We start from the raw sequence: 11,383 nt of genomic DNA on the forward strand, positions 1-11,383 counted from the left end.
TATGCAATAGCACTGTGCGCAAACGGCCTGAAAAGATTGAAATCCAATGAAAATGCCGGTCAGTTGATGGCTGACCGGCATGTTGGAGTGGGGATGCCCTTGCAGGCAAGCCAGGCCGCTTATTCCTTGATGTCCACGCCGTAGAAGTTGTGCCGGCCGAACGGTGAGTTCTTGAAGTCGATCACGTTCTTGCGCACCGGCTTGATCTGCACCGCATGGGCAATGGTGAACCAGGGCGCCTGTTCCTTGAAAATCACCTGCGCCTGCTGGTACAGCTTGGTGCGTTCTGCCGTACTGGTCACGGTCTTGGCTTTCAGCACCACGTCTTCATAAGGCTGGTAGCAGAACTTGGCAATGTTGCTGCCGCTGACCGACTGGGCCGAGGCGCAGCCCAGCAGCGTGTAAAGGAAGTTGTCCGGGTCGCCGTTGTCGCCGGTCCAGCCGAGCATGCCCATCTGGTGTTCGCCGGCCTGCATGCGCTTGCGGTACTCGCCCCATTCAAAGCTCTTGATTTCGGCCTTGACGCCGACCTTGACCAGGTCGGCCTGCATCAGTTCGGCAATGCGCTTGGCATTCGGGTTGTAGGGGCGCTGCACCGGCATGGCCCACAGGTCGGTGGAGAAGCCGTCCGGGTAGCCCGCCGCCGCCAGCAGTTTCTTGGCGGCGTCGGGGTTGTACTCGTCATCCTTGATGGCGTCGTTGTACGACCACATCGACGGCGGAATCGGGTTCTTGGCGACGATGCCGGTGCCCAGGTACACGCCGTCCACGATGGCCTTCTTGTTGATGGCCATGTTGACGGCCTTGCGCACGCGCACGTCGTCGAACGGTTTTTTGGTCGTGTTGTACGCCAGGTAGCCGACGTTCAGGCCCGGCTGCTCCAGCACCTGCACGTTCGGGTCCTTGCGAATCGCCTCCAGGTCGGCCGGGTTGGGGTAGGGCATGACATGGCATTCACCCTTTTGCAGCTTGGCCCAGCGCACCGAGGCGTCGGGGGTGATGGAATAAACCAGGTCGTCGATCTTGGCCTTGCCGGCCCAGTGCTGGGCAAAGGCCTTGTAGCGGATGACGGCGTCCTTCTGGTACTGCAGCAGCGAGAACGGACCCGTGCCGATCGGGTCCTGGTCGATCTTCTCGGGCGTGCCTGCTTTCAGCATGGCATCGGCATATTCCTTCGACTGGACTGCTGCATAGGGCATCGCCAGGTTGGCCAGGAAGGGCGATTCGGGCTTGTTCAGCGTGATCTTGACGGTGTAGTCATCGATTTTTTGCACCGAAGTCAGCAGCTTGGGCATGCCCATGTCGCTGAAATACGAATGGTTGGGGCTGGTGACCCTGAAAAAGGCGTTGTCTTCCTTCCACTGGCGCTCGAACATGAAGAGCACGTCGTCGGCATTGAAGTCGCGGGTGGGCTTGAAGTTCTTGCTGGTGTTGTGCCATTTCACGCCCTTGCGCAGGTGAAAGGTGTATTCCTTGCCGTCAGCCGAAATGTCCCACTTTTCGGCCAGGCCCGGCACTACCTTGGTGCCGCCGCGCTCAAACTCGACGATGCGGTTGTAAATCGGTTCGTTGGCGTCAAACGAGGTGCCGGTCGTGTTGATGCCGGGATAGAAGTTTTCGGGGCTGCCTTCGGAGCAGAACACCAGCGTCTTGGCCGAAACCGGCGAAAGCGCCAGCAATGCGGGCAGGGCAAGGGCGCAGAGCAGTGCGCGCTGCACCGGACGCAGCCGGCTGGCAAATGGTGGGGACTGAATCATCTGACGACTTCCTTCGAGGTTGGTGCTGCAACGCAGCGGGTTTGCGGCCAGGTTTGCCGCACTTGTGGTGCGCGCTTGCTGGTCATTCGAAAAGGGGTTTCGGGCAAATGCTGTCAACGTATTGATCTTCATTTCAGGCAACGAGAAAATTTTCCGCATAGTGACAAGCGACCTGCCGGCCTGCAACGTCGCGAAGCGCCGGCCTTTCGGCACGGCAACGGTCTGTCACATACGGACAACGGGTGGAAAACACGCAGCCCTTGGGTGGATTCAGCGGCGAAGGCAGTTCGCCCTTGAGTACGATCCGGTGCTTGATGGCGCTGCTGCCCGCCAGGCCCGGCGTCGAGGCCAGCAGCGCCTGGGTGTAGGGATGCAGCGGTTGCGCGAACAACGCCTTCTTTTCGCCCTGCTCGACGGCATGGCCCAGGTACATCACCAGCACGTCGTGGGCGATATGGCGCACGACGCCCAGGTCATGCGAGATGAACAGGTAGGCCAGCCCCATCGACTGCTGCAGGTCGGCCAGCAGATTGAGCACCTGCGCCTGGATCGATACGTCCAGCGCCGACACCGGCTCGTCGGCCACGACCAGCGCCGGGTTCAGCATCAGCGCGCGCGCAATGGCGATGCGCTGGCGTTGCCCGCCTGAAAACATGTGCGGATAACGGTTGTAATGCTCGGGCCGCAGACCGACCAGGGCCAGCATGGCGCGCGCTTTTTCAGAACGCTCGGGTGCCGCCAGGGGGGTGTTGATCTCAAGCGGCGCTTCCAGGATGGCGCCGATTTTCTTGCGCGGGTTGAGTGACCCATAGGGGTTCTGGAACACCAGTTGCACCGCCTTGCGAAGCTTCAGGCGCTGTTCATCCGAACCATGTACCGCATCGACGCCGGTGATGCTCAGCGCGCCGCTGCTGGGCGTTTCGATGAGCGACACCATGCGCGCCAGCGTTGACTTGCCGCAGCCCGATTCGCCGACGACGGCCAGCGTCTTGCCGGCGTGGACGGTGAACGACACGCCGCCGACAGCCTGGAGAAGGTCGGGCTTGGCCAAGAAGCCGCGCCGGATTTCATAGACGCGCTTGAGGTTTGTGGCTTCGACCACGGGCGCGGTCACTGGGGCTGGGCTGCTCATCGTGCGGTTTTCGCCAAAGGGTTGTCGTGCGCCATGGCCGCTTCCCGGCCGGGGTCGCCCAGCGGATAGTGGCAGCGCACCATGCCGTCCTGCCAGGCGCGCAGTGCCGGGCGCACGGTGCGCGAATGCTCGGTGGCGTAGGCGCAGCGCGGCGCGAACAGGCAGCCCGCCGGCCGGTCGTAGAGGCCGGGCACCATGCCGGGAATGGTCGCCAGCCGCACGCTGCCGTCGCTGCGCTCGGGCAGGGCGGCCAGCAGCGCTTCGGTGTAGGGGTGCTGGGGCGTGTTGAACAGCGCATGGGCGCTTTGCTCTTCCATGATCTGGCCGGCATACATGACGGCAACCCGCTGCGCCATCTCGGACACCACGCCCATGTTGTGCGTAATCAGCACCAGCGCCATGCCGCGTTCCTTTTGCAGGCTGCGCAGCAGGTCGAGAATTTGCGCCTGGATGGTCACGTCGAGCGCGGTGGTCGGTTCGTCGGCAATCAATAGGCGCGGGTTGCAGGCAATGGCCATGGCGATCATTACGCGCTGGTTCATGCCGCCCGACAGCTGGTGCGGATAGGCCTTGAGCCGGCTTTCCGGCGCCGGAATGCCGACCTGCTCCAGCAACCCGATCGCCTGGCGCGTGGCGGCCTTGCGGTCCATGCCGAGGTGAAGGCGCAGCGTCTCGGTGATCTGGAAGCCAATGGTGAAACACGGATTCAGGCTGGTCGTGGGGTCCTGGAAGATCATCGCCACGTCCTTGCCGGTGAGCTTGCTGCGCTCGCCGTCCGACAAGCGGAGCAGGTCGTGGCCGGCAAAGCGCAGCTTGTCGGCGCGCACCCGGCCTGGAAATGCCACCAGGCCCATCAGCGCCATCATGGTGACGCTTTTGCCGGAGCCCGATTCGCCGACGATGCCCAGCACTTCGCCTTCCTCCAGCGACAGGCTGACGCCGTCCACCGCATGCATCACGCCGTTTTGCGAGGGAAACTCAACGGACAGGTTTTCTATTTCAAGCAGGGGCATGGTTAAGTCCTCCCCCTTCTCGGCTCACTGCGTGTAGCCGGATCCCCCCGCTGGGGGCAACACCTGTGGCCCGGCGAAGCCGGTTCCGCGGTGTTACTTGCGAAAAGGTTTATCGGGTTTACATCGGCCATATTCATCGTTTGAGTTTGGGATCGAACGCATCGCGCAGCCCGTCGCCCAGCAGGTTGAAGGCCAGCACGGTGATCAAAATGGCCAACCCGGGAAAGGTCACAACCCACCAGGCGCGCAGCACGAATTCACGCGCATCGGCCAGCATGGTTCCCCACTCGGGCGAAGGCGGCTGCGCGCCCAGGCCCAGGAAACCCAGCGCCGCAGCGTCCAGAATGGCGGTGGACACGCCGAGCGACGCCTGCACGATCAGTGGCGCGGTGCAGTTGGGCAAAATCTCGCTGAACATCAGTCGAATCCGGCCCGCGCCGCTCATGCGCGCGGCGGTGACGTAGTCGCGCGAGGTTTCGGCAATCACGGCCGCGCGGGTGATGCGCACGTAATGCGGCAACACCACGATGGCTACGGCCAGCATGGCATTCATCAGTCCGGGGCCCAAAATGGCGACGATCACGATGGCCAGCAGCAGGCTGGGCAGCGTCAAAATGATGTCCATCAGGCGCATGATGGCGATTTCAAAAATGCCCCGGAAAAACCCGGCCAGCAGCCCCAGCACGGTGCCGACCACGACCGAGATCGCCACCACCGCCAGTCCAATGACCAGCGACAGTCGCGCACCATGCATGAGGCGCGACAAAATATCACGGCCGATGGCGTCGGTGCCCAGCGGATAGGACCATGCGCCGCCAGCCTGCCATGCCGGTGGCTTCAGGAACACGGCGCTGTCGGTGACATTGGGCGCATGCGGTGCCAGCCATGGGGCGAACAAGGCCACCAGCAGCACCGTCACGACGATGACCAGGCCCGCCACGGCGCCACGGTTGGCGCTGAAATAGCTCCAGAATTCGCGCAGCGGATGGGCCGGGGTCGGTGCTGCCGAAAGTTTGGTTTTTAAAATGGCCGTGCTCATCGCTGGTGCCTGATGCGGGGATTGATGATTCCGTAGGTGATGTCCACCAGCAGGTTGACGGCCATGACAATGGCGCCCAGCAGCAAGATGCCGCCCTGCAGCACTGGATAGTCGCGCCGGCTGATGGCCTCGATCAGCCATTTTCCGACGCCGGGCCATGAAAAAATAGTTTCGGTCAGGATGGCGCCAGTGAACAGCACGCCGACCTGCAGTCCGATCACGGTGACCACCGGAATCAAGGCATTGCGCAGGGCATGAACGGCCACCACGCGCAGGTTGGACAGGCCCTTGGCGCGCGCGGTACGGATGTAGTCCTCGCCCAGCACTTCGAGCATGGCCGAGCGCGTCATGCGCGCAATGACGGCCAGCGGATTGGTGCCCAGCACAATCGTCGGCAAAATCAGGTGCGAGGCCGCCGACCAGAAGGCGCCCTTGTCGTCCGACAGCAGCGAGTCGATCAGCAGGAAACCGGTGGTCGGCTCAATGTAGTACTGCACCGACATGCGGCCCGACACCGGCGTCCAGCCCAGCTGGACTGAAAACAGCAGGATCAGCAGCAGGCCCCACCAGAAAATCGGCATCGAATAACCCGTCAGGGAAATACCCATCACGCCGTGATCAAGAATGGAGTTTCGCTTGACAGCCGCAAGAATGCCGGCCGGAATGCCGATCAGCAGCGCGAAAACAATGGCACAAACCGCCAGTTCAATCGTGGCCGGAAACAGCGTCATGAATTCGCTGAGGACGGGTTCCTGAGTGATCAGCGATTTGCCGAGGTCTCCCTTGAGCACCCGTCCGATATAGATGCCGTACTGCACCAGCACCGGCTTGTCGAGGCCGAACTCCTTGAGCAATTGCGCATGGCGCGCCGGATCGATGCCGCGCTCGCCCGCCATGGTTTCAATCGGGTCTCCCGGCACCATGCGGATCAGGAAAAAAGCCAGCAGCGTCATGCCCAGGAAGGTGGGAATGATCAGGCTCAGGCGGGTAAAGATAAAGCGCAGCATGGTGGCAAATGATTAGCAAGTTAAGCCATGGCAAGAACTGGCAAATAACTGTTGCAACCGCAGTTGAGGGTGCATCAGCATCAAAGTGCTATTGGCCTGGCAATGCAGCAATAATTGCACCAACAATTTTTAATCTTAGCGACTAATTTTCGGGCTGGACTCATTTCGTCGCGTCATTTCTCCTTGTTTACCCTATTCGCCTGACTGATGCGGCGTGGCTGGCGGCTATCCCGAACAAACGGCGGGTCGAGTCTATGGATTCCCTGGAAAGCAGGCATAAAAAAGCCGCTGAATAGCGGCTTTTAGAGAAATCAGTGCGCGTCCGTTTACTTGACGTGCTTGCCGATCAGCCCAGCCATTTCAAACATGGACACTTGCGGCTTGCCGAAAACGGCCAGCAGTTTTTTGTCTGCGTTGATCATGCGCTTGTTGGCCTGGTCCTGCAGGTTGTTGGCCTTGATGTAGACCCACAGCTTGCTGACAATTTCAGTGCGTGGCAAAGGCTTGTCGCCGACCACAGCGGACAATTCCGGGCTCAGGGTCAGCGCTTTCATGAAGGCTGGATTCGGTGTGCGCTTCTTGGCGGCCGGTTTGGCCGTTGCAGCCTCGCTGGCAGGGCTTGCTTTTTTAGCGGCAGCCGTTTTGGCGGGAGCCGCTTTTTTTGCAGCGACCGTTTTTTCTGGTGCCGCTTTTTTTGCTGGCGCTTTTGTTGCAGTTGCCATAATTGATTCCTTCTTGACAGTTGACGGATCGCCACGGGAAGAACGACTTCGCGATGGCTTGACGCATGCTACTGGAGAAAATCCTGTTTGAAAGCGGGAGAACACTTTATTTCCGGCCTCATGTGGAAGATTTACCTCTGAAAATCAAAAAATCAACGCCAGAGCGTCGAACTGAGCCGAATGCGGTGGTGCCGATGCCCTGAAAACCCTTCAACCCCTCTTCCTGAAAGCAAACCCGAAATGGCCCTTATTTCTCCCCCCGCATTCGCGACCTGCGATCTTTGCGATGTCCATAAAAACGACTCTTCCGGTCAATTCCGGGTCCTGCCGCCCGTGTTCAGGGATTTCGGCGGCGTCGCCAGGTTCAGCGGGCCGGTGTCAACGGTCAAATGCTTTGAAGACAATTCACTGGTCAAGGTTGCGGTAGATTCGCCCGGCGAAGGCCGGGTGCTGGTGGTCGATGGCGGCGCATCGCTGCGCCGCGCACTGGTCGGCGGCAACCTGGGCGCTGCGGCCGCCAGAAACGGCTGGGCCGGCGTCGTGGTGGACGGCTGCGTGCGCGATGTCAGTGAACTGGCACAGTGCAGCACCGGCATACGCGCACTGGCCGCCATGCCACTGCCCACCGAAAAAAGGCAGGAAGGGCAACGCGACGTTGCGATACAGATTCAGGGGGTATGGGTCTATCCGGGCGACTGGCTATATGCCGATGAGGACGGCATGGTCGTGATGGCGTCGCCGCTCAAGGCATGAGGTACGCCAACGTCAGGCTCAGCTGTTCAGCCCCTTGTAGAGCATGTAGGCTGCCAGCAGATACAGGATGCTGGCGAACACCCGCTTGAGCTTGCCGACCGGAATGCTGTGCGCCGCCCTGGCACCCAGTGGTGCGGTCAGGAAACTGCACACTGCGACCACGGCCAGAGCCGGCAGCCAGATATAGCCAAGGGAGCCTTCGGGCAGGTTCTGCACGGTCTGCCCGCTGACGGCATAGCCCAGCACATTGGCCACGGCAATCGGAAAACCCAGCGCTGCGGAGGTGGCGACAGCATTGTGGATGGGAACATTGCACCAGGTCATGAACGGCACGCTGATGAACCCGCCGCCCGCGCCGACCAGGCCCGACAGGAAGCCAATGAAACCGCCCGCCGCCAGCTGGCCGCCGGTGCCGGGCATCTGGCGCGTGGGCTTGGGTTTTTTGTCCAGGAACATCTGGGTCGCGGAAAAGCTCACGAACAGCCCAAAGAAAATCGCCAGGTATGACCCCTTGAGCAGGGCAAACACGCCCAGGCTGCCGATGATGCTGCCCACCACGATGCCCGGTGCCAGCCGCCTGACGATGTCCCAGCGCACGGCGCCACGCTTGTGGTGCGCCCGCACGCTGGAAAGGGACGTGAAGATGATGGTGGCCATGGACGTGGCAATGGCCATTTTCACCGACAGGTCGGCGGAAACCCCGCGATTGGCCAGGATGATGGTGATGAACGGCACCATCAGCATGCCGCCGCCGATGCCCAGCAGGCCGGCAAGAAAGCCTGTACACACGCCGAGCACGGCCAGTTCAACGATCAGCAAGGGTTCAAGCATCATGGGCGGTAGCGGTGGCGCACCAAGGCCGCCGCCGCGTTCAGTTCTGAACGGCGGTGCCCGAAGCGATATGAAGAATGAGGTGTCTGCGAATGCCACCGGACCGTCATCCTGAACCGGGGTTCAGGTGGGCGAGGGCAGTCAGGCTTCGGGTTCGTCTGACGCGAGACGATCACACCTGTCTGACAATTTACCAAGCCCGTGCTCGTGGAGCATTGGTTCAAGGAAATATAAAGCCCGGCTCGCACCGCAGACAAATCCATTGTAGGCCCATACGGCGCAACGGTTGCCAGGCGAAAGCCCGAAAAGGTCAAGCCTTGAAATTCTGGCTGGCCAGCGCGGTGTCGAGCTTTTGAAGCAGTGACTGCAGCTGCGCCCGGGACGCTTCACTGGCGCCATCGGTAGTATCGGCCTTCGGGGCCGGCGACTGCAGGGCGGGTTCTGGCGGTGCTGGCGCAGGCTCCAGCAACTGGTAGGCCAGGTTCAGCGCCGCCAGAACGGCAATGCGGTCGCGGGCCTTCACCTTGCCGGCATCGCGGATCTTGCACATGGCCGAATCCACCGTTTCAACCGCTTCGAGCAGACGGGTTTCGCTGTTTTCCGGGCATCCCAGCATGTAGTTCTGACCCATGATCTGTACTTCTAGCTGTTTCATCGCGCAGGGTCCACAAAGGGGTTGACAACGGAGTCGGTGGTTTCGGGCAGGCGTTCGATCAGTGCATCGACGCGGGCTCTAGCAGCACTGAGCCGGGACCTGAGCGAATCCCGCTCATGCGACAGGGCGGTGACCTGTTCTCCCAGTTGTGCGTTGATGCGCTGCAATTCCTCGTAGCGCAGCAAAAGCTGCTCTACCCGTTCGGTAATTTGGTCGATGGGATCGATTTGGTGTTGGTTCGGCATGGCACTTCCGATTGTAGGGTCAGGCGTATTTCGCCGCGTAGAATGCCCGCTGTTGGTGCTCGCAGCATGGTTCACATGCTGCAGTTCAACGGGAAGCAGGGGGAAGTCAACGCCATGCACGCCGAATCAAGCCGGCCGCAAGCGCGAAGGCCTCTAACCTGCGCTGCCCCCGCAACGGTAAACGGACGAATGCAGCGCCCTGAGCAAGTCAGGGCCGCATTCAGTTTTCATCATGAGCCACTGAGCGTTTTGAACACGCGTTTGGGAAGGCGATGAAAGCAGTTCCGCGAGCCCGGATACCGGCCAACAAGGTGAATGCGCGCGTCCTTTTTCAGGGGGCTCCGCATTCGTGACGCTCATGCACTGGCGGGGAAGCCGGTGAGAGCTTTTTTTTGTTGATAGCTTGACCCATGAAAATTTGTATTTCCAACCTTCGCCTGGCCGTGCTGCCACTGGCGTTGACGCCTGCATTTCCTGCCTTTGCGCAAACCCAGCCGGCGCCGCAACTTCGCGAAACGGTCGTCACCGCCACCCGCACCGCCCAGCCCCTGAGCGACGTGGTGGCCGATGTGACCATCATTGACCGCCAGAAAATCGAACGTAGCGGCGCGGCGGGCCTGGCGGATGTACTCAAGCGCGTCCCGGGCATTGAAATGTCGCGCAACGGCGGCCCTGGCGCTACCACCAGCGTGTTCCTGCGCGGTGCCGAATCCCGGTTTACCGCTGTCTACATCGACGGCGTTCGGGTGGATTCGCAGGCCACCGGCGGTGCGGCCTGGGAAAGCATTCCGCTGGCGCTGATCGACCGCATTGAAGTGCTGCGCGGACCGGCCGGCGCGGTGTATGGGTCGGACGCACTGGGCGGTGTCATCCAGATTTTCACCAAACGCGGCGAACAGGGCTTTGCGCCATTCGCCGGCGTGGGCGTGGGAACCTACAACACCCGCAAGCTGGACGCCGGCTTCAGCGGCGCCAGCGGCGCCTTTGACTATGCTCTGGGCGTGGCGCACGAGCAAAGCGATGGCTTCAACGCCCGCACGGTGCCCACCCAAAACCCGGATCGCGACGGCTACCGCGGCCAGTCGGCCAATCTGCGGCTCGGTTTCCAGGTCAACCGGGCGAACCGCCTGGAAGCCACTTACCTGACGAGCGACATGGACTCGGCCTATGACAACGGACTGGGCAAGGACGACCGCAACCTGCACGAACTGCGTGCGCTGGGGCTGAACTGGCAGGCGCAGTGGACCGATGCCTGGAGCACGCGGCTGTCCGTCACCGATTCAACCGACCGTTATGAAACCCGTCCTTCGCCCTATCTGACGACCACCCGGCTGCGCGGCTATACGCTGCAAAACGAGTTCCGCCTGGGTGCACAGCTGTTCACCGCAGCCCTGGAGCGCAAGGAAGACCACCTGGAAAATGCGCCCATCGACCAGGGCCGTTCGCAGAATGCAGTGGCGCTGGGTTACGGCTTCACTGAAAAAAACCACACCGTCCAGCTCAACCTGCGCCATGACAAGGACAGCGAATTTGGCGGCAAGACCACCGGCAGCGCGGCCTATGGCTACGCCTTCACGCCCGAATGGCGCGCAACCGCCTCGGCCGGCACGGCGTTCCGGGCGCCCACGCTGTACCAGCGCTTCAGCGAATACGGCGTGCCGACACTGGTTCCTGAAAGCAGCCGCAACGTCGAACTCGGCCTGCGCTGGTCTCAGGGCGCCAGCAGCGTCGGGCTGGTGGCCTACCGGAACAAGGTGAACAACCTGATCACCTTTGCCGGTGCCGGCACCTGCGCCTCGCCTTTCGGCTGCTACTCCAACACCGCGCGCGCGCAGTATTCCGGCGCCACGCTGACGGCCGCGCATGCCGTGGGCGGCGTCAACCTGGCGGCCTCGCTGGATGTGCAGAAGCCGCGCGATCTGGCCACCGGCAAGTCGCTGGCCCGCCGCGCGAAACAGCACGGAACCCTGAGCGCCGACACGCGGGTGGGCAGCTGGCAGCTGGGCGCCGAAGCGCAGTTTTCCGGACGGCGCTTTGACGACGCGGCGAACACCCGGGTGCTGAGCGGCTACAGCCTGCTCAACCTGAGCGCCAGCACGCCCATCGCCCGGGACTGGACCCTGCTGGCCCGGGTGGACAACCTGGCCGACAAGCAGTACGAGCTGGCCCGCACCTATGCCACGGCCGGGCGTTCGCTGTATGTCGGCGTGAAATGGGCGCCGCTGTAGG

Annotated in this window: 11 protein-coding genes, 1 other RNA gene and 1 riboswitch; of the genes, 2 read left to right on the top strand and 10 right to left on the bottom strand. The window is 61.9% G+C overall.

Annotated elements, in window-relative coordinates; translation table 11 throughout:
• Positions 1-119 precede the first annotated feature (119 nt).
• The 6 genes from EC86_RS0104520 to EC86_RS27550 form a co-directional block, all read right to left on the bottom strand.
• The gene (locus EC86_RS0104520) at positions 120-1,757 is read right to left on the bottom strand and encodes an ABC transporter substrate-binding protein (protein WP_036772725.1); all 1,638 of its coding nucleotides are present in this window, start codon (positions 1,755-1,757) and stop codon (positions 120-122) included.
• A 133-nt stretch (positions 1,758-1,890) separates the two neighbouring features.
• The gene (locus tag EC86_RS0104525; RefSeq protein ID WP_029524494.1) at positions 1,891-2,889 is read right to left on the bottom strand and encodes a peptide ABC transporter ATP-binding protein; all 999 of its coding nucleotides are present in this window, start codon (positions 2,887-2,889) and stop codon (positions 1,891-1,893) included.
• Entirely contained in the window at positions 2,886-3,902 is a 1,017-nt protein-coding gene (locus tag EC86_RS0104530) for an ABC transporter ATP-binding protein (RefSeq protein WP_029524495.1), read from the bottom strand. The genes EC86_RS0104525 and EC86_RS0104530 overlap by 4 nt, the downstream gene beginning before the upstream one ends.
• Before the next feature lie 133 nt (positions 3,903-4,035).
• Entirely contained in the window at positions 4,036-4,941 is a 906-nt protein-coding gene (locus EC86_RS0104535) for an ABC transporter permease subunit (protein WP_029524496.1), read from the bottom strand.
• Positions 4,938-5,948, bottom strand: a complete 1,011-nt coding sequence (locus EC86_RS0104540) for an ABC transporter permease subunit (RefSeq protein WP_029524497.1) — start codon at positions 5,946-5,948, stop codon at positions 4,938-4,940. Before EC86_RS0104540 ends, EC86_RS0104535 begins: the two co-directional genes overlap by 4 nt.
• Before the next feature lie 326 nt (positions 5,949-6,274).
• Positions 6,275-6,670 carry an SWIB/MDM2 domain-containing protein gene (locus EC86_RS27550; protein ID WP_036771828.1) on the bottom strand — a complete coding sequence of 132 codons (396 nt, stop codon included), beginning with the start codon at positions 6,668-6,670 and terminating at the stop codon, positions 6,275-6,277.
• A 240-nt stretch (positions 6,671-6,910) separates the two neighbouring features.
• On the opposite strand from EC86_RS27550, the gene rraA reads away from it, so the two are divergent.
• On the top strand, positions 6,911-7,423 hold the full coding sequence (gene rraA / locus EC86_RS0104555; protein WP_029524499.1) for a ribonuclease E activity regulator RraA: 513 nt from the start codon (positions 6,911-6,913) through the stop codon (positions 7,421-7,423).
• Positions 7,424-7,441: 18 nt separating this feature from the next.
• Here rraA and EC86_RS0104560 read toward each other — a convergent pair whose 3' ends face one another.
• The 4 genes from EC86_RS0104560 to zapB all read right to left on the bottom strand — a co-directional run bounded on the left by EC86_RS0104560 (position 7,442) and on the right by zapB (position 9,154).
• Complete coding sequence (locus EC86_RS0104560; RefSeq protein ID WP_029524500.1) at positions 7,442-8,257, bottom strand: sulfite exporter TauE/SafE family protein; 816 nt, start codon at positions 8,255-8,257, stop codon at positions 7,442-7,444.
• 76 nt (positions 8,258-8,333) lie between these two features.
• A non-coding RNA gene (ssrS, locus tag EC86_RS30680) (6S RNA) lies at positions 8,334-8,513 on the bottom strand.
• Between the two features lie 51 nt (positions 8,514-8,564).
• A complete protein-coding gene (locus EC86_RS0104565) occupies positions 8,565-8,909 on the bottom strand; it encodes a cell division protein ZapA (RefSeq protein WP_029524501.1) in 345 nt (114 codons plus the stop codon).
• Positions 8,906-9,154, bottom strand: a complete 249-nt coding sequence (gene zapB / locus EC86_RS0104570; protein WP_029524502.1) for a cell division protein ZapB — start codon at positions 9,152-9,154, stop codon at positions 8,906-8,908. Before zapB ends, EC86_RS0104565 begins: the two co-directional genes overlap by 4 nt.
• A gap of 36 nt (positions 9,155-9,190) precedes the next feature.
• Positions 9,191-9,476: riboswitch (cobalamin riboswitch) on the top strand.
• Between the two features lie 88 nt (positions 9,477-9,564).
• Here zapB and EC86_RS0104575 point away from each other — a divergent pair.
• Positions 9,565-11,382 (top strand): TonB-dependent receptor domain-containing protein, encoded by a 1,818-nt coding sequence (locus EC86_RS0104575; RefSeq protein WP_029524503.1) that lies wholly within the window; start codon positions 9,565-9,567, stop codon positions 11,380-11,382.
• Position 11,383: the final 1 nt, after the last annotated feature.

The sequence above is a fragment of the Polaromonas glacialis genome, from assembly GCF_000709345.1.
Taxonomy (GTDB): domain Bacteria; phylum Pseudomonadota; class Gammaproteobacteria; order Burkholderiales; family Burkholderiaceae_C; genus Polaromonas; species Polaromonas glacialis.

Excerpts from the sequence above, each read along its gene's own strand:
- EC86_RS0104520 (WP_036772725.1), bottom strand. The coding sequence starts at position 1,757 with ATGATTCAGTCCCCACCATTTGCCAGCCGGCTGCGTCCGGTGCAGCGC.
- EC86_RS0104525 (WP_029524494.1), bottom strand. The coding sequence starts at position 2,889 with ATGAGCAGCCCAGCCCCAGTGACCGCGCCCGTGGTCGAAGCCACAAAC.
- EC86_RS0104530 (WP_029524495.1), bottom strand. The coding sequence starts at position 3,902 with ATGCCCCTGCTTGAAATAGAAAACCTGTCCGTTGAGTTTCCCTCGCAA.
- EC86_RS0104535 (WP_029524496.1), bottom strand. The coding sequence starts at position 4,941 with ATGAGCACGGCCATTTTAAAAACCAAACTTTCGGCAGCACCGACCCCG.
- EC86_RS0104540 (WP_029524497.1), bottom strand. The coding sequence starts at position 5,948 with ATGCTGCGCTTTATCTTTACCCGCCTGAGCCTGATCATTCCCACCTTC.
- EC86_RS27550 (WP_036771828.1), bottom strand. The coding sequence starts at position 6,670 with ATGGCAACTGCAACAAAAGCGCCAGCAAAAAAAGCGGCACCAGAAAAA.
- rraA (WP_029524499.1), top strand. The coding sequence starts at position 6,911 with ATGGCCCTTATTTCTCCCCCCGCATTCGCGACCTGCGATCTTTGCGAT.
- EC86_RS0104560 (WP_029524500.1), bottom strand. The coding sequence starts at position 8,257 with ATGATGCTTGAACCCTTGCTGATCGTTGAACTGGCCGTGCTCGGCGTG.
- EC86_RS0104565 (WP_029524501.1), bottom strand. The coding sequence starts at position 8,909 with ATGAAACAGCTAGAAGTACAGATCATGGGTCAGAACTACATGCTGGGA.
- zapB (WP_029524502.1), bottom strand. The coding sequence starts at position 9,154 with ATGCCGAACCAACACCAAATCGATCCCATCGACCAAATTACCGAACGG.
- EC86_RS0104575 (WP_029524503.1), top strand. The coding sequence starts at position 9,565 with ATGAAAATTTGTATTTCCAACCTTCGCCTGGCCGTGCTGCCACTGGCG.